We start from the raw sequence: 18,036 nt of genomic DNA on the forward strand, positions 1-18,036 counted from the left end.
TGTGAAAAACCTTGGTCAAGAAGAAAGCAGAATTCTTGCTGATTTGTGCAATACTTACAACATTAAGCCTGAATACCTGCATACATTAATTCAAATCAAAAGGGAGTACAGTTATAAATCAAGCGCACGAGCCAATGAATTACGTAAAGAAATTGAAAATCATATCCAAGTTTGGGCTAAATCATACGATGGGTGATCCAATTGAAATTAACTAGGCTAGTTCTAGAGAACTATAAGGTTTATTACGGAAAACAAGAAATCAACTTAGATGTTCCTGACGATTCTGAGCCTGGCCATACCAAGAATCTGATCTTGATCGGTGGACTCAATGGTCGCGGCAAGACGACCATACTTAATGCGATTTATTATGTCTTGTTTGGGAAACAAGGAATGAGTGAGCAAGATTATAAACTAACCTTCTCAGGTGCAATTAATGATCGCTATTATGAAGAAGGCGGACGTGATTGCTCCGTTTCATTGAGTTTTGAAGATGAACATGAAACTGTAACGGTTATAGTTACTTGGACTTTCGATCACCGTAAAACTCTGATTGGCGAGAATCGTAAAGTTTATGTAAAAAATAATTCAGACGGGAAAACAAGAGAAACAAGTATTTCAGAACAAGAATACTACGATTTTATAAACCGCCGTATTCCATTCGAAGCCGCACCATTTTTCATATTTGATGGCGAGAAAATTCAAGAGCTGGTTACAAAACAGGACGATAAATTAATGAAACAATCGATTCAACGGATTGTTTCAATCGAAATCTATCAAGAATTAGTCAATGACTTGGAAAAATTGCAAAGCTCACTCGAACGAAAATTAAGGCAAAAACAAGTAAACCGAAAATTGTCGGAAATTTTAGATGAAATAGAAGAGAATAAAGATCGGTTAGAGCGTTATCGAGCAAACTTAAAAAAGACTGAAGAAGAGTTTGAACAATTAAACAAACGTTTTATAGAAATAGACCAAAAGAGACGAAAAAAACTTGCTGCATCAACGGAATCAAATGTACAAATACAAAAACGTTTAGCAGAATATGAACTTCGATTGGAACAAGTAAACAAACAACTTGAGGATTTTGCCAAAGGTGGATTAACTAAATACTTGCTTGCCCCACTAATTAAAAAAATGCAGCAATCCCTACAAGAAGAAAAAAAGTTTATTGATTTACAGCAACAACATCGCTCGCAATTCGCTCCATTTGAATCATTTATGAGCCGTTTAACCAGTGTTAGAATCGAGCCTCCTCTCACTGTTGAGCAAATGGACCAGATTCTAACTGAAGGGAAGAAAATTTGGGCTGAACTTAATCGGATCAACACTGTTGAATTACCCCATCGCGAAATTATCCACGATATTTCACCTAGAATGAGGGAGAAGCTACTGTCCTTACCAACATCTATCAATCACAATATTCGTGAATTACTCGATCAAAAATTACAATATGAACGTTTGATTAAGGAACAAAAGGAACTACTAGAGAATGCTCCTGATCCCATAGATACCACTGAAGAAGATGAACAACTTAAAGCAATAGGAGCTCTATTAGGCGAGAAGAAATCTTTAATGAAGCGAGCTCAATTAGGAATTAGAAAATATAGTCATGCCATTGAAGATTTACGTCGTAAATATACCCAAATTGAAAAAACTACGGAAGAGCAAAGCGAATTACAGCAGCAACTAAGATTAGTTAGCAACCTAAGAACGGTTACTGAAAAGTTTGTAGAAGAAGTTACTAGCATCAAAACCCAAAAAATCAAGTTTGAATTTAAGCATATTTTAGAGCGACTAGTACAAAAAGAACAAGATTTCGTAGAAGTTGATTTTGATGAAGAAGATTTCGTAATCAAAATCTACAATGACCGTGGGGCAGAAGTAAAGTTAGCGGATCGCTCCGCCGGCGAAAAACAAATCATTGCTTTAGCATATATATGGGCATTAACGAAAACGGCAGGGTTAAAACTCCCCTTCGTTATTGATACACCATTAGGTAGATTGGATAGTTTACATCGTAGCCATATCGTTCGTTATTATTTTAATCTATTAAGTGATCAAGTGATTATCTTATCAACAGACACTGAAATTACTAAGGAATATCTCAAACAAGTCCAAAATTATCTTGTTCGAAGCTATGAGTTGGTCTATGATGAGAAGCTCCAGTCAACAACAATTAGAGAAGGTTACTTTGAATTCTAGGAGGCAATATGGCTAATCGAAAATTTGTCCTCTCCAAAGAAGCGACTGAATTATTGGATCGTGTCATCGTGGAATTAAATATACCGCGTCCAGAAGCCCTTCGACTTGCTTTGGCCAAAGGGCTGGTTGATGCAGCGTTAGACGAAATTCCGCAACAATTAGAAGGCGGCGGTTTCGAGGTTCCCCATGGCGTCATTGCCAAAGATGATGACTATGTGATGTATAAACATCTAATTATTGAAAAGCTCCATAAGCCGATTGATGATAAGGATATTGATCCGTATATGCACAAATTAATCGAAGCTGGACTGAGAATTATGGGCAACGAAATGGATCAACTGTCCTCCTTAGATAACTATCTATTGTATTTGGTAGAAAAGCCAGCCCGAGGATCTTAATTAAATTAATAGCTCCGCATAGGCGGAGCTGTTTTTATTATAAAATTTCCACTTCTTCTTTATTCTGAGTGTCTGCTTTAAAATGTTCTAAACACATGTCTCTTAGATTGCAATAATTACAAACATTCTCATTAACGGACTTCATCTTTAAAGATGGTAATTCCATATAATCAATTATGCTGGATTTCAATGATGCTATTAATTCTTCCCGGCCCTGTATATTGCTGCGATCTGATCTTAACTTGTGGACATTTTTTAATAAGTTTTCTTTACGGTTGTTATATGGATTTATTTCGGCTATCAAAAACCTCTTTCGAATATCCACATACCCCGTTTCAACAGGTTTAAACTCGATGCCTCTCCTCTGTTTATTCAGGTCATCGAGTGTTTGTTCACGTAAGTCAAACAGATCTGAAAGACCCCAAAATGGAACAAATGAACTCAACATTTTATGTTCTTCATCGAGAATCTGTTCAAGATCTTGTTCTAATTCAGATTCATTCTCATACCTTTTACCAGCGAGTCTTCTCCATACTTTATCTAATAGGATGCTTCGATAATAGTATCGACAATGCAATTCATTTGAAAAGTAATCTGCTGACATCAACAAATGATTATGAAAATAGCGATAATCGCAAATTGCGTACGATTGTAGAGCATCCAAATGTAACGGAAAATCTGAAGGTTGATCGGGATCACGATGAAACGGTTCTCCTGCAAATTGCACAAAATCATAATGACTGATTTCCTCGTAACGTTTAGGATCTAGACCAAGTAAATCTAGTATATAATAAGGAGTCCTTTTCTCTTCTCCTTCCTTGTAGATATAACTCAATTCAACCTCACATTCTGCATATCTGCATACATAATAAAGAGAATATCGCAGAAAATTCTTGTATTCTCTCTTACATGTGAGTACTGTATGAACATAGTTAAGGGAGTCAGAATCCCCTTCATACCCCTCGAAAAAGCTTTCATCTAGCGGCCATTTCAATAGTTGATTAGTGGTTACGTTCATCTGCTCATCGGATAATTGCCCAATCTGATATACGACTCCGTTATCTTTTGCGTTGTTACTCATCAATACCGCGCCATCTAATTGTTCAAAATTTCGGCAGATCCAATTGGCTCTCTGCTCTTCATTGGCATTTACTTTAAGGTAATAGTGAATCGATTCTCGCAAATCGTCAAAACTCGCCGAAATCTCCAGTTGGTCTCTGTTTTCGAAACGCTCTTTAAGTCCCTGTATAAAGTATGTTTGCAAATCCTCGGTTTTGCCCATTCGCACTTCCATAGTGCTGATTAAACGTCTGAAATGATCACGAAAACGGATCTTGCCGTTTTCCATGTCCCTAAACACATAGGCAGCTATACTTTTTAGTTCGCGCAGTGCTTGTTTAAATGCATCTACATCTTCAATGCTAATATGATAAAAAGAAAACCGTTTTAAGTCTGAGTACTCCTCGTTTTTTTCTATTTTTTCAAGGTTTAACTTCAAAATAGATAGTCTTTCTATCGCCTCATCGTAGTTCGTAATTCCTTTCAAGTATAGCTCTATTTTTCTGTAAATTTGCAAAATTGGCCTGCCTTTGATGTTTCCAAGAAAAGGAGCCGATAACGCTTCTTTGAGAACTTCAGGAGTTAATACCAGGCTTTTGGACTCAGGATCCCACATGCGATACAATGCCATGATGAATTGGCCAATCGGATAAGAGAGAAAATGACGGTCTGTAAATTGATCAGGGAAATAACCTTTTAATAGTTCATTCGTCAATTCATTATCTACGACATAGAATTGTTCTTTCATTGCTGATATGCGCTTAGGGGGATCTTTGTCCAACGTTTTTTGGAACACATTAGCTATACGATTTACAAACTCCGTTAAATTCTCGTATTGGAAGAAGGATACTTTTTGATTTCGATCGACGACTTTCGATTCGAGAAGATCCCCTATAGCCTTTCCAAGTGAACGTTCATTATAGGCATATTTTTCTGTGTTATGGATATAGGTAGGTTGACACCATTGATATACTCTTTTCCAAGTTTCATAGATTCTTTGATGTTCGAGATCCATTTGAATCAAGAAGACAACTTCAAAACCCAGGTCCCGCAGATGCTCGACAAGACGTAAGATCATCGGTGTAAACTGATGAACTCCATGTAAAACAAAACCATGGATTTCTTCACGTTCGTAATTCTCTAATAATTGTAGGTAAAATTGCTTTTTGGATTGATCTGTAATCGCCTCATCAATAAATGCAAAGGGCGTCCTCCTTTTATCCCATCTCATTCCGGACTTATTTTCAACTTCATCAATAAGACGATTAATTACCGCCGTTTTAACATCAGATCGATCTTGTGAGGCAATTAACTCATTAATTGTATTCCATTTTGGTTCTCTATATAGGTTTTTATAAATTCGCAAAAACTCTAGTTGCTCTTTGGTCAGTCCTGAATTTTTAATCGAATCAGGGGTAACCTTTAATTCTACAAGAAACCTTAATGCCTCATGCACTTCTCGCTTTGTAAATTTAAATGATCTTCTTAGATAATCGTTTTCAATCTTCTGGATTTCTTCTGATAACATGACAAATTGTTCAATCATGTTTTCAATATCATCGGCCCATGGTTTATATAATTCTCGAATAAAGCCGTCAATCGTATCAAGATATTGAAATGTTCGGCGTTTATAGCGAGCTTTAAGGCCTTCAACCAAGGTTTGCGAAACACATAAATGACAGTAATCCTTAATCTCATCCCAGAAGGAAGTCCTATTTAACATAAAAGGATTTTCATAGGTATATACCTTCATTTAGTCACCCCATTTCGATCAAGCGCTGCCAGCAACACTTTGAGGAAGTCGGTTTATAGAAGTAGACAAATTTACGAATAGCTCGTGTTATGGCAACATATAGAATTCGCGTTTCTTCTTTCTTTTTGGACTCTGCTTCTGTGCTTTTTTCATCATTATAATAATTGTTATTTATAGTTTTCCTTCTTTCTGTAACGCCGTCATCTATACGAAGAGAAATCCCCAGTTTGTCGTCGGAAAAATGGATCACTTCTGTAATTCCCTCAGCTTTATATCCAGTTATATCTTTGTCTCCAAAAGGCATGATCACGGTGTGAAATTCCATGCCCTTTGACTTGTGTACAGTCATACAAACGACGTCACTATGTTCCGTCAGATTAGAATCACGACTCTCTGCTGTTTGTTTCGTAGTAATCATGATACGCAGATATTGTTCTATCTTATTTAGAGATAAATAGTCGGTCTTAGAGATCGACACTAAGTGCTCTAAAGCCAAGTCCAAATTACGTTTGTAAAACCTAGCTGCAGCTCTTTGATCGTTTTCTGCATCATATTTCATTCCATATCGAATCCAAGGTTTAACGTTACTGATGATTGACCATATGACACTTAGAGCCGGTTCACCCCGCAAATTAGCGATATATTGCTTCCATTGAACTTTATCAATTGGCGGATTTTCACTGAAATATTGGATGCGCCGAGCTTCTCTTTCCTCTTCACTTCCAGTTTCATTTATTAAGAAAGCAAGATCTATCTTTGATAAAGTATGATCTGCATATGGCGTTGTATAAAGATTAGCTAAATATTCAGGACTGCGATGATAGAGCAGTGCCAACACTAGTTTATACAAATCAAGGACCGGTTCTAATTGGAACAAATCGCCGCCCGAATCGGTTTCAACATAAACAGATCCTTGCAAGATCCCACGTACTAGTTCAATTTGATAATTATCTCGAACTAATATAGCTATTTTGTCATTTCTACTCCTTTGCTCCCGAGGTGGCAGTTGATCGATCTCCTCTTTAACTACACGAATAAATTCTTGATTGAAACGCTCAGCTTCCCACGACTTTCCAATTTCAACCTTGCGAAAAACCTGTCCATTTTCCGGGAATCGTCTTTGGCCTATTAACTGATCAGAGTCTGGGTTATAGACAAGTAAACCCTCTTCTCCCCACCGAGCGAATCTGTCCTCGAAGATCTCTAACAATTTAGTATCAGTCCGATAATTTTTCTGGAGTGAAAACTCAAGCCCCCACTTCTTAGGATCATCACCGATTAATCGGTCAAAAGCCCTCTCCTCCGCACCTCTAAATCGATAGATACATTGCTTAATATCACCAACAACAAAGAAGTTAAATCCGATACGATTTTGAAATGATTTTATAAGATCGATCTGAACATTATCTGTATCTTGAAACTCGTCAATAAATACATACTTAACTTTTCCTCTATATTCCTCTAAGTCAGAAAACTCATTCGTCAACCGTTTTAAGTTAAGGATCAAATCGCTAATTCGAACTTTGTTTTCTGAGGCAAGGCGTTCCCGCATTCGGTTCTCCGTATTTTTCAGCACTGTCGAGATCAAATTCCCCCAATTTCGATCGTCCCATTCGCCCCAATCTAAAGCATCATCCGTGTAATCTATGTTATGGTTTTCAAGACGATCCATGAGATCATTTAATCTTTTTTTCAGTATATACATATCCACGCCTAATTGTTTGATTGCAGAGTGCTGATTCCCCAATTCATTTGATAGAAAACTATTGATTTCGTCCTCTAAGATTTGATTTCGTTCATGTTTACCTGAAACAATGGCCAAGTCTTTCCCTAAACCTAGCTTTGGTGCAAACTTTTGTAGGATTCTTTTGGCCAGAGAGTGAATCGTGGATATCCGCATTCCGTCCACGGCTTCGATCATTTCGAAATACATATAATCATTTGTGAGTAAATAATAATCCTGGAAATTTTTCTTGATGCGCTTCTTCATCTCATCGGCAGCTTCATTAGTAAATGTGATCAAAAAAATGGCATCTGATAACGATTTCGCATCCAGGTCTTCAGCATATGTCAAATAGTTAATTCTTTGTACCATGGAGAAGGTCTTTCCTGTACCTGCTCCTGCTTTGACGACGATATGCTGCTTGATTGGTGCATGTTCTATTTTATATTGTGAGTAGTTAAATGCCGTTCTACGATCGGCCTCTTGCAAGAAAGAGTCAAACTCTTGCACAGCTTCTTTAGAACCATCGATAATCACAATTGGTTTGTCTGTTTCATATTCGATTTGATATAAGTAAAATTGAAAAACAGAAGACTCCCAATTACCTTCATGATCTTGAAGGCGGAAACGATGGTCTAAATTGCGTTCCCTAATTTTATCCCAAACCTTCTGCTTCGCCGCTTCCATCTCTTCATTGGTGCGGTAAAAAGCAATAATCTTAACACCGTTACACCATAGCTGCACAAGTTCATCAGGATTACGATAAGGATGCTGCTCATCTAAAGAAGAAACATAGGTTAGGATTGAGTAATGCTCTCTCTTATTATTTACTGAATTAGTTGATTCATTGGTTTCTTCCATTTTTACCTTGTCCATAGATTTTTTTATCTGTGCCCAATCTCTTCGCTCAATGATGCTTCGTACTGTAATGAAATCTTCCTCTTCAAATGCATGCGTGATCCAAGCTGCCCTTCTTTGCTCTTCTATGATGTTGAAGAGTTTCTCTTCCAGTCGTTCTCGGTTTTCTAGATCTTCTGCTAGGATGGCGTCTTCTAATCTACATATGACTGTTAGGCCTAAGTCAATAAAATCTTGCTTAGAAATATTGGGGTAACATACCATGGATGCTACCACCCAATTTTTATCTACATGTTTTATAATCTCATTTCGTAAAGCAAAAGAAAATCTTCTTGCTTGTTTATAAGGTGATGTCTGAGGGGGTCTTCCATTTTTAAGTATTATCGTATTATTATCTCGCACCTCACGAATTGTTTCTCTGCTGTATGACTTTATTTCGACAGCAACAATCCCTTTATCTGGTACGAGAATATAGAGATCACATTCTTGCACTCCTACATTGTAGTTGAAGTAACAATAGTATTGATCAGGCAAGGTCTCTTTTAATGTTTTGTATACTTTCTTTTCAGATCTATGATTTCCGATGAAATTTTCAGGGAAAACAACTGCCATTACTCCACCTCATCATCTTCTACATATGTGATAAACAGTTCTTCCCGCGCCCTAGTCATAGATACATAATTTAAGCATTCGATCTGCTGTTTTCTTTGGTTTTCATAGTAATCATCGTGATCAGAACTGCTGTATAGCAGATTGATTTTGTCGAAATGTGTCATTATGACAACACGAAACTCCAACCCTTTACATCCATGTAGTGTGGAGATGCATACCCCTCTTCGTTCCCCAGGTATGGTATCTCTCTTTAACACTACATGAGGAATTTCTTCATAATCTAGGATTCCCGCAATCCGTTGTTCGTCAGTCGGTGTAATAATACATATGTCATGGGGGTGAAATCCTGGGCGTGCCAGTAACTCTTTTATCAATTTAACAAGGTAGTCGTACTGTAAACGATTGGTATTAAACTCTCGAATCGTAGGTTCAGGACCGCTCAATAGGCTTTTATATTCTCGGATATGATGTTTCTCCATTGATGTATCGATAAACTGAAGGTCCGCATATTCACGAATTTGTTTTGTTGTTCTGTAATTCAAACTTAGATAATATGTCCGTCCGACTATGTGAATCCCAGCATCACGTTTCCAACTCATTAACCTGAATATGCGCTGATTTTGATCAGACAAAATCATCAAATTATTGCTCTCACCATAAGATAACAATGATAATGCACGTATTTTTACAGCGGTTAAATCTTGAGCCTCATCTATAATGATCGACGCATATTGTTTCGGTATAGCTCCACTCGTTACTGCTTTTATAATCATGTAGGCTAGATCTTCGAAATCAATATATCCTTGCTCGTTTTTTAGCTTCATCACGCGTTCAAAAAATGTCCAGACTTTTTCTCTTGCACTAGCTTGCAATGCTTTTCCTAATCCTTCGCGCGATACTGATCTGTACTCATCCCATGTGCGAATCGCCTTACCCTGGATAATTTCTTCGTATTCCTTTTGGTAAAAAGAAAGCGGTTCGGTAGGGTTCATTTCTTGATACACTTGCCTAATGATTCCACGAACTTTTTCTACATTTATTTCAACCTTATTAGATAACAAACCGTAGTTGATCGCTAATGAACGAAGATACGCATCAACACCTTTTACATCGATTCGATGTTCAATTTTTTTGGATTTCGTGATTTTCTCAATCTTCTTTTCTAAATACCTGGCCAACTTACGGCTAAATGTACAGATCAGAACTTTGTCTTGCTCGTCTTGAAAAACATTCTTCACTAAATGAACAGCTCTGTGTATTGCCACGACTGTTTTTCCGGTACCTGGTCCTCCCTCAACTAAAACCGGACCATTATAATTAGAGCGAACTAAAAATTCTTGTTTAGGATGCAAAAACCATTTCCATTTTTCATTGGAACCATCTATGAGTTCTTGAAGTTCCTCGGAATCCTCTAAAATATAAAACCTTCTCTTAGAATCTTTGTGTGTTAAAGCTTGTTCAATACTATCATCCTCAGTATGCCCTTCGTCTGTCAATTCTGCGTAAACTTCTGTTAATGATTTTGAACCTGTGGCTAAATCGAGTATCGCTTCCTGTAGTTCTGGTAATAGGTCTTCAATCGCAAAGATTAACTCATCTTCGTCATCTATTTTCATCAAGCGATGCGCAATTGTTTCATGAATACCTAATTTTATTAGATCCTTAGCCTTTAAACCCCGATTTGACAAAATTGATCCTGTTTCTTGTTCATATGCATATGAATCATAAATTGATGGGCGTTGTTGTACAATATTCGTGTTGTTAATATACAAAGAACCGAATTTACTTTTCTCGAGAAACCTTCCTTCTGCCCATTTATAAGCCTGATCATGATGATCCACATATAGGAGAATGTAGTTATTCCCATTTTGGGAGAAGATGAGTCGAAGATCTTGATCAATACGAGCTGATCGGAATGATGGATCACAGTTGGTGCGATCCAAATCGTGAACTTGAAAACCATTTCCTCGCGGATCTTCAGCGAAGCGTTTTATACTTTGTCGCACCTTCCTTTGAGACTTTCGATCCAGATTCCAAACAGCATCAAGGAACGTATCCGATATAATCACTTGATGGTTTATTTTCATGACGATGGATCACCTGTCTTAATTAAGGTTTTTAGAATTCAAATATTATGATAACAACTATATCAAATTTATCATTTCGCAGTAACTAATAGTGCATATTGGTGTTTACAACATTTGTACTATAACTATTATACCGTCACCTACGGATTCTTCTTAGCGAATAGATGTTCTATATATCTCAATTATTGGACTCGTCGATCTTCCCACTTACCATGGTTGATCAACAATTCTTTCAAAAGTCCGTATAAGTTCTCATGACATCTTTTGCTATATAAATTCTCTATCCTTGCTTCGACACTGAATCTCCGGAGGAAAATTTCACTCCTCCTCCTAACGATTTATTTACTGTATAAAAAACGCCAGGATGTAAATTCCCGACGTTTTCAACCGCTACGATTCTAGAATTCTAGGATTCATTCATGTGCAAATTTTATTGTAATCAGTTTAGTGCTGAGATAATTAGGATCTATCATGTTTTCTCAATAACAGTGATTGAAAATGCGGCTTTCCTTCTCCCATATCGACTGTATGGAAATCCTCTATGATGAATTTACGCTTAACGATTTGCACCAGATCTTCATCTTTGTACATGGCGAAGAAACGTTTGGGCTCGTAAGTATCATCCTCCCAGATCCCTTCCGTATCCTGCCCGCCATACACACCGTAGAAGAACAGCCCATTCGGCTTCAAGACCTTCAGGATCTGATCCAATACATGATCAAGATCTGCCTTTGGAACATGGAGCAAGCAATTCAGTGCATAAACTGCATCAAAGTGTTCTTCCGGGAAATCCAACTCATAGAAGTCCATGCAATGAGCTTTCAAGCCTTTATCCCGGCAGAGCCTGACCATCTCCTCAGACAAGTCTATACATACGACATCCAGTCCCTGCTGCTGGAAATAAAGGCTGTCCCTGCCCGGACCGGCACCGATCTCTAAGATTGCGGTTCGCTTCTCTTCTTTAAGCCGATTTAGGAAGTTCTCACGCTCATTAAACTTCCACGGTTCCATTTCGGATTTATCACGCATTTCAGCATGGTTGTTGTAGGATTGTTTTAATAGGGATTTCATGGATACACCTTCCAAAAAATCATCATATTTATTACATATAATACTGATTAAGTAATAGAGTAATTCCTCGCACTCACACTACTAAGGCATTTGCTATTATTCTATCATGACCTCTTTTATATAGGAAATTCTTTTCAACAACATCTCCCCATCCCCTCCCCCTCTCTCTGTCGTATAATATCAGCAGATAACATTATACGATCCTAGAGAAAGGAACTAGTCGCCTTGCTTTACTATCTGGAACCCATTTACATCGCTTTGAGCTTGTTCATCGTCATCGCGGTCTTGATCTTCATTCCATGGCTGATCTATATCTATCGCCGGTTCGGGTATTTCCCTTTCTCTACGACGATCATCGTGTTCTCCTTCATTTTCTATTTCATGGCGGCGCTGTTTCTGACGATGCTGCCGATGCCCGACACCCGGCACAATTGTACAGATGTTACGATTACACAGCCCTATTCGCTGAAACCCTTTCAGTTCATCGAGGACATCAAGCGGGAGACGCGCGTGGAGTGGACGAATCCCTCCACTTACGCCTATCTTCTGAAGGAGCGTGCCTTCCTTCAAGCCTTCTTCAACTTCCTCCTGCTTATGCCGCTGGGTGTCTATCTGAGATACTATTTTGGTACCCGCAGAGCATGGTGGAAGGCGCTGCCGCTGATCGCAGGCGTAACGTTGTTCTATGAGGTGACGCAAGCTACCGGCATCTACGGCTTCTTCGACTGCCCTTACCGCGTATTCGATGTCGATGACCTCATCCTCAACACCGCAGGCGGCCTGCTGGGCTTCTTCCTCGCTCCGATCATCTTAGCGCTGTTCCCTTCGCGAGCAGAAGTCCATGAGAAGGCCGAGCAGCTCCTGGCCAGGGATGAAGTGCGCAATATGGCGGTCCTGCTGGCGATGGCGATCGATCTCGCCTTCATCCGGATGTTCGTCGAACTGATCTCATCCATATCCGGCTATACGGATGCCTGGAGCCGATTCATCGTCCACACGCTCATGCTCATCCTATGGCTGGCGATCCTGCCGGCGATGGGCAAAGGAGCTACCTTCGGCACGAGGATCCTGCGTTTCCGCTATACGGGGGAGCGCCTGATCATCGGTCTTGTGAAACGCACGCTTGCGGTATGGCTCGTATTTGCGCTGCAATTTACGTCCTCGATCCTAAGTGAGATTCAGCTGGAGACAGGATCTAGTGAGAATTTTACCAGACTGATGAACTTATTTGAGTTTGTCGGCTCAAGCCTGCTCGTCCTGATCCTGTTCCTCCACGTGATCATCGTCCTGCTGAGCAAAGAGAAGCGCCGTTTCTACTTCGATGCCTATGCGAAGCTGTCGGCGACGCGCAGACCGAAAGATGAATCCATCGCCAAGGATCGAGACTAGCACGGCTTCAACAAGAGGAGGGATCGCCGGCAAGGCAGATCCCTTCTCATACGCTCTATTATAGATTCACATCCTGAACACCCTCGTATCTCCGTTATCTGCGTCAATGCCAAGCACATGCCAGCCCCAGACCCTTCTCCTGCTGCACATTATCTCATCTCATTATCTCATCTCATTATCTCGTTTCATTATCTCAGCTCTCGCTCGCTACCTGGCTCAGCTCTCGCTATCTCGCTGTCATCCTCTGCATGGCTTGTTCGGCTGCCATCGCTTCTTCCTTCGTCCGATGGACGGTGCCGTGCGGATGCTCCGGCGGTGCGTAGATGGAGTACAGCTTCAGCGGCTTATCGCCGACATTGATCACATTATGCCATGTGCCGGCAGGGATCATAATCGCGTCTCCATCTTCCACCCGGCGCTGAAAGTCCAATCTTTCCGGACTGCTCCCCATTTGAACCAGCCCCACCCCGTTCTCGATGCGGAGGAACTGATCAACATTCGTATGTCTTTCGATGCCGATGTCCTGCCTTACTGGGATACTCATCAATGTCACCTGCAGATGATTGCCCGTCCAGAGCGCACTGCGGAAATAATTGTTCCTCTCCGCCGCTTCCTCAATGTCAACCACATAGGGATTCGGCCCGTAATCCCTGCGCAGATCCGTGCTTTGTGCCTCTTGCCTTATATAACTTTGACCCTGCCACGGTCCCTGCTGTGGAACCTGTGTCCAGTATTGCCGAGCGCCATGCGCAGGGTGGCGCCATTGATAGTGGCCATAGGAATAGTGATACATGTCTCGTTCTCCTCTCTCCAGTCTAATCATCGGATTCGGGCACGAAGCTTAAGGCTGCTCCGTCCCCTTTCTGTACCATACTATGCGGCTTTCACCCATAGGCAACTCCACATTGAACAAAATAGGCTAATCTCTTTTAAGACAAAGCCGAATCCATTACTTCCAGCGATTTAATTCACTCACTAACTGGTAAACCGTTGTTGAGGATTCCCAATTCGACGGAGGCCTGTCGCCATAATTCTTTTTCATTAATTCAAATCCCCATCTCGCATTTTGAATCGCCGTGTCCGTTTTTTCCAATAGCAGCTTTATGATTGACTCGTCTGCCTTTTTGTATGTTTTCCCCAATAAATTGGTGAGCTTTTGTTTATACTGATTGCGATGCAGGGGGGCTGTCATTTTCTCGAAATGCAAGATGAACCAAATTTCAAAGGCCTGGTTAGAGTACGCTGTTCCAACGCGATTTTTTTCTGCTAATGCAATAGCCCGATCGTAGTCAACATAATCATCTTTATCAAAAACCGCCCACACTTGTACATATTTCCCTGTGTTTTTTTCCTCGATTGCCCGTTCTACTAACTGCAAGGGACTTAAGGCATTTTGGATCGTTTTAACCTTGATTTTCCCTAATGATAATTTAAATTGATTAAAATAGATTTTCTCAGTCTCACCTACACATATGATAAGAATCGTATCCCTTTGCGTACGCGATTCTGATTTTCGTCGGCGGTAAGTTGTCAATCTGCGAGTGGAACTGCGCGCCATAAACTCACACCTTTTTTATTACATCTTTAAACGGAACTGCGCCGTAGACCCCGAGCAGATATTTCTTTAACAAAGGATCATTTTTTCTAACATTCTTAAATTCTGCTAACGAGTAAAGTTCGCTTGCTCCCGTTTCGTCTTTTTGCATGAACCATATTTGATCCCGACGGACATCCTCCTCAAGCAATAACACATTATGAGTGTTGCATATAAGCTGTCCATTTCCTTTATTCGCATCAAGCGAATGGAATAAATTTAAGATGTGGCGAACGATCAAGGGATGTAACTTTGAGTCGATTTCATCAATAATCAAGACCCCGCCTTCCATCAGAGTCTTGATGATCGGACCGATTAATTCGAACAGCTTAATCGTTCCCGATGATTGATATACAAGGAAAGGAAGGCTGACCGTACCGACAACACGGTCTTCCGAATCATACACCTTGTGCAGTGTTTTAACATCTACAACTTGCTTTCTAACATTCAGTCGGATCTCTGTAGCTGCAGTTTTTAAAGGAATTCTGCTGTTTTTTAGCAAACGTTTTTTTTCCGCATCTGAGATCTCCAAATCTTGTATCTCATATTCAAAATCGTCAATACCAAAGTCCGCATTTTGCAGAAACAGGAGCACTAAATTCTTATATTGTTCATCTTCACGCATAAGATTTATGGTATATCCCGGAGAAATATCTTCATCCAATATAATCATGAGATCAGCAAACCAATGAAATATACGCAGAGCTTCTGTAACATTAAACATTGCAGATAGCGTTAGGAATAGGGCATTTTCCCTTGTACGTTCACGAAGATCTTCGTGTTTTTTCCACGCGCCATGCAGCGTGATGGATTCCCAATTGGGCCCTGTTCGTTCAAAGACTTTTGTTCTTCGGTGTTTCTTTTTGTCCAACCATTCATGGATTACTTTACCGTTCAAAATTTCAAAACCGTAAGTCCAAGTAATATCCTCATCTTGAATGACAATTTCAAATGAACTCGGAATCGAATCGCCGTCTTGACTAAAGCGAAAATAGTCGTTTCTTTCGGAAATTTCATCATCTATTACTGAAGATGTTACCATTCTTTGCATATACTTAAGTGCTTTAAATAGATTGGTTTTCCCGCTTCCATTAGGTCCGAACAGCAGAGCACTCTTTAAAATTCTCTTTCCATGATATTCAAAACTATTAAAATCTATGTATTCGTCTTTATTAGTAGCTTCCATACTCAAAACGACCTGATCACGAAACGATCCAAAATTCTTACAGCTAAAAGCCACGAGCATCATGAACGCCTCCCCGACGTTTATAGTCTAATATTAACTTTTATTATTGACATATTCAATGTTTATATCCCTTTTTCGAATATTTTTTTCAAAATAATTATTTAAGAATCATGTTTTTCATTGGTACCAAACGTTGATAAGAACAACAAGGGACATCACCGCGATGTCCCTTGTGATCTCCTCTCTAACTCTTCACCCACACATACAGCGCTGGATGCTTCAGGCCGCTGGCAGCGCCCCCGCCTGCCCAGAGGCGCTCTGCTTCCGCCGCTGCTTCCCCCGTTTCTTCTCCCCGCTCCGCCGTATCCCTCGTACCTTCTCGCACGCTGAATACGAGCTGATCCCAGATCACATCGATCGTTTCCTCCGGTTCGTATACGGTCCACGTGTTCGTATTCAGAGGATCCTCATAAGCAATCACACATTCCGCAGGGAACAGGGATTCTCCATGTTCGGAGCCGTTAAACATATAGTAGATAAGAAGCGGCTGCAAGAGATGGCGATACCCGCGGAATGGGGAAGCTTGATCGCTGTTCGCCGCGCTCTCTCCGATCCGGCCTTGCTCCCGCAAACGCCAATATTCTGCGATCATCTGATCCAGTTCTTCAATCCCTATACCCGCTTCCCGGCAGACCTTCACAGCCCCGGCACGAGTAAGTCCGTCGATAAGCATGGGGGAGTCCTTCGCGAAGTTATAGAGCGCATACCCCACATCGTTCAGATAGATCTCGCTTTTCGCTCCAAGCGGCAAGATGCTTCTTACGCCGATGCTCTCTGCTAGGCTTACGATCTCCTCAACCTCCAACTGCCCCAGGGTATAGACGCCCAGATCAGGCGGCAGCTGACCGTATTCCCGCGTGTATCCCACGCTTCTGATCCTGCCTTGCATCGCCTGTCGGTCCCTGACTAAGACAAGCATCAATTTGAGCAGGAGCTTATTTCTGTCCTTCGTATCCATGTTCGGCCTCCTATCGATCGGATCGGATCAACTCGAATGAAAATTTCCACCATATTATAACATAAGTCACACTCCATCCAAGGGCCGAATCATGATCTTTGTCACAAAATATCCTAACCAGAAGAGACCTCGCATCCGAGGTCTCTTCTTCATTCATCGTATTCAATCTTCTCCAGATACAGGCCGTATGCGTCCGCCAACAGCCCGGTCCGTGCCCGGTCTTTGCTCGCGATGATGTCTGGAATCTCATCGGGGTCTTTGTTGCCTATGCCCACTTCGATCAAGGTGCCGACGATCTTCCGCACCATATTATAGAGGAAACCATTGCCGCGTACCCGAATATCGATCATCCCATGTGCTTCTTCGATGGTCAGATCATAGACGGTCCGGACGGTTTTCTTCTTATGAGCCTTGGCATTGGAATAGGCGGTGAAGTCATGTTCGCCGAGGAAATGTTCCCCCGCCCGCCTCATCGCCTCGAGATCCAGCTTCTTCTTCACATGCATACTGTATCTGCGCATGAAGGGGTGGCTGTGCCCTTCATTCCATATTTTGTATAGATAGGTTTTCGCTTTGGCGTCGAAACGTGCGTGGAAATCTTCCGGAACCCGCTCTACACTAAGGATGCTGATATCCGCAGGAAGCCGATGGTTGAGCACATTGCGCAACTTCACCTCAGCAACATCATCCTGCAGCTTCACATTGGCGACTTGACCGAGCGCGTGCACGCCTGCATCGGTTCGGCTGGCGCCGATGATCGTCACCGGCTGACCGGCCATCTCGGAGATCACCTGCTCGATCCTCCCTTGGATCGTGTTCTCTCCTCCGCCTAGCCGCTGCCAGCCTTTGTATCGATTGCCGTCATACTGGATCGTCAGTCGGTAATTATTCATGCTAAGTCCCTGCCCATCGATCATGATCTTGTTGTGGATGCACATACTTGCGCATAAGGATTACCAATATATAATAGACGGTCCAGAGGCTTGTAGCAACTGTGATCATGCCGAGGTGTGTGTCAAGCAATTGTGGGCAGCCTTCTAAGTTTGGTGAAAACTCATGTTTCGGACCCAATCTTGGCAGCGCTTT

General features: G+C 41.0%; 14 protein-coding genes. 4 read left to right on the forward strand and 10 right to left on the reverse strand.

The features are described from left to right. Nucleotide 1: 1 nt before the first annotated feature. From PRECH8_RS02395 to PRECH8_RS02405, 3 genes are read left to right on the forward strand one after another with little or no spacing between them, the layout of a single operon-like run. On the forward strand, nt 2–196 hold the full coding sequence (locus PRECH8_RS02395) for a DNA modification system-associated small protein (protein WP_200965469.1): 195 nt from the start codon (nt 2–4) through the stop codon (nt 194–196). Further along, nucleotides 193–2,202, forward strand: a complete 2,010-nt coding sequence (dndD, locus tag PRECH8_RS02400; protein ID WP_200965470.1) for a DNA sulfur modification protein DndD — start codon at nt 193–195, stop codon at nt 2,200–2,202. The genes PRECH8_RS02395 and dndD overlap by 4 nt, the downstream gene beginning before the upstream one ends. 8 nt (nt 2,203–2,210) lie before the next feature. Next, nucleotides 2,211–2,600 (forward strand): hypothetical protein, encoded by a 390-nt coding sequence (locus tag PRECH8_RS02405; RefSeq protein WP_200965471.1) that lies wholly within the window; start codon nt 2,211–2,213, stop codon nt 2,598–2,600. A 37-nt stretch (nt 2,601–2,637) separates the two neighbouring features. Here the strand turns inward: PRECH8_RS02405 and PRECH8_RS02410 are convergent, their stop codons facing one another. The 4 genes from PRECH8_RS02410 to PRECH8_RS02425 all read right to left on the reverse strand — a co-directional run bounded on the left by PRECH8_RS02410 (nt 2,638) and on the right by PRECH8_RS02425 (nt 11,763). Next, on the reverse strand, nt 2,638–5,412 hold the full coding sequence (locus PRECH8_RS02410) for a hypothetical protein (protein WP_200965472.1): 2,775 nt from the start codon (nt 5,410–5,412) through the stop codon (nt 2,638–2,640). A gap of 4 nt (nt 5,413–5,416) precedes the next feature. After that, nucleotides 5,417–8,605: a UvrD-helicase domain-containing protein gene (locus PRECH8_RS02415; protein WP_200965473.1), complete on the reverse strand. Its 3,189-nt coding sequence runs from the start codon at nt 8,603–8,605 to the stop codon at nt 5,417–5,419. Further along, nucleotides 8,605–10,692: a UvrD-helicase domain-containing protein gene (locus PRECH8_RS02420; protein ID WP_200965474.1), complete on the reverse strand. Its 2,088-nt coding sequence runs from the start codon at nt 10,690–10,692 to the stop codon at nt 8,605–8,607. Before PRECH8_RS02420 ends, PRECH8_RS02415 begins: the two co-directional genes overlap by 1 nt. Before the next feature lie 459 nt (nt 10,693–11,151). Further along, entirely contained in the window at nt 11,152–11,763 is a 612-nt protein-coding gene (locus tag PRECH8_RS02425) for a class I SAM-dependent methyltransferase (RefSeq protein WP_200965475.1), read from the reverse strand. Between the two features lie 225 nt (nt 11,764–11,988). Between PRECH8_RS02425 and PRECH8_RS02430 the strand changes: the two genes are divergently transcribed. After that, on the forward strand, nt 11,989–13,152 hold the full coding sequence (locus PRECH8_RS02430) for a VanZ family protein (protein ID WP_200965476.1): 1,164 nt from the start codon (nt 11,989–11,991) through the stop codon (nt 13,150–13,152). A 226-nt stretch (nt 13,153–13,378) separates the two neighbouring features. Here the strand turns inward: PRECH8_RS02430 and PRECH8_RS02435 are convergent, their stop codons facing one another. The 6 genes from PRECH8_RS02435 to PRECH8_RS14360 all read right to left on the reverse strand — a co-directional run. Further along, the gene (locus PRECH8_RS02435; RefSeq protein WP_242457396.1) at nt 13,379–13,975 is read right to left on the reverse strand and encodes a cupin domain-containing protein; all 597 of its coding nucleotides are present in this window, start codon (nt 13,973–13,975) and stop codon (nt 13,379–13,381) included. A gap of 126 nt (nt 13,976–14,101) precedes the next feature. Continuing rightward, nucleotides 14,102–14,710, reverse strand: a complete 609-nt coding sequence (locus tag PRECH8_RS02440; RefSeq protein WP_200965477.1) for an RloB family protein — start codon at nt 14,708–14,710, stop codon at nt 14,102–14,104. A gap of 4 nt (nt 14,711–14,714) precedes the next feature. Beyond that, nucleotides 14,715–15,992, reverse strand: a complete 1,278-nt coding sequence (locus tag PRECH8_RS02445) for an AAA family ATPase (protein WP_200965478.1) — start codon at nt 15,990–15,992, stop codon at nt 14,715–14,717. A gap of 184 nt (nt 15,993–16,176) precedes the next feature. Further along, nucleotides 16,177–16,950, reverse strand: coding sequence for a phage tail tape measure protein (locus tag PRECH8_RS02450; RefSeq protein ID WP_200965479.1), 774 nt, complete (start codon nt 16,948–16,950; stop codon nt 16,177–16,179). A gap of 149 nt (nt 16,951–17,099) precedes the next feature. Further along, nucleotides 17,100–17,843 carry a tRNA pseudouridine(38-40) synthase TruA gene (gene truA, locus PRECH8_RS02455; RefSeq protein ID WP_200965480.1) on the reverse strand — a complete coding sequence of 248 codons (744 nt, stop codon included), beginning with the start codon at nt 17,841–17,843 and terminating at the stop codon, nt 17,100–17,102. Between the two features lies 1 nt (nt 17,844). Next, the coding region (locus tag PRECH8_RS14360) for a hypothetical protein (RefSeq protein WP_207161762.1) at nt 17,845–18,036 on the reverse strand (192 nt) is incomplete at its 5' end.

This window comes from Insulibacter thermoxylanivorax, assembly GCF_015472005.1.
In the GTDB taxonomy this organism is placed as follows: Bacteria; Bacillota; Bacilli; order Paenibacillales; family DA-C8; genus Insulibacter; species Insulibacter thermoxylanivorax.

Excerpts from the sequence above, each read along its gene's own strand:
- PRECH8_RS02405 (WP_200965471.1), top strand. The coding sequence starts at position 2,211 with ATGGCTAATCGAAAATTTGTCCTCTCCAAAGAAGCGACTGAATTATTG.
- PRECH8_RS02410 (WP_200965472.1), bottom strand. The coding sequence starts at position 5,412 with ATGAAGGTATATACCTATGAAAATCCTTTTATGTTAAATAGGACTTCC.
- PRECH8_RS02415 (WP_200965473.1), bottom strand. The coding sequence starts at position 8,605 with ATGGCAGTTGTTTTCCCTGAAAATTTCATCGGAAATCATAGATCTGAA.
- PRECH8_RS02420 (WP_200965474.1), bottom strand. The coding sequence starts at position 10,692 with ATGAAAATAAACCATCAAGTGATTATATCGGATACGTTCCTTGATGCT.
- PRECH8_RS02425 (WP_200965475.1), bottom strand. The coding sequence starts at position 11,763 with ATGAAATCCCTATTAAAACAATCCTACAACAACCATGCTGAAATGCGT.
- PRECH8_RS02435 (WP_242457396.1), bottom strand. The coding sequence starts at position 13,975 with ATGATTAGACTGGAGAGAGGAGAACGAGACATGTATCACTATTCCTAT.
- PRECH8_RS02440 (WP_200965477.1), bottom strand. The coding sequence starts at position 14,710 with ATGGCGCGCAGTTCCACTCGCAGATTGACAACTTACCGCCGACGAAAA.
- PRECH8_RS02445 (WP_200965478.1), bottom strand. The coding sequence starts at position 15,992 with ATGCTCGTGGCTTTTAGCTGTAAGAATTTTGGATCGTTTCGTGATCAG.
- PRECH8_RS02450 (WP_200965479.1), bottom strand. The coding sequence starts at position 16,950 with ATGGATACGAAGGACAGAAATAAGCTCCTGCTCAAATTGATGCTTGTC.
- truA (WP_200965480.1), bottom strand. The coding sequence starts at position 17,843 with ATGAATAATTACCGACTGACGATCCAGTATGACGGCAATCGATACAAA.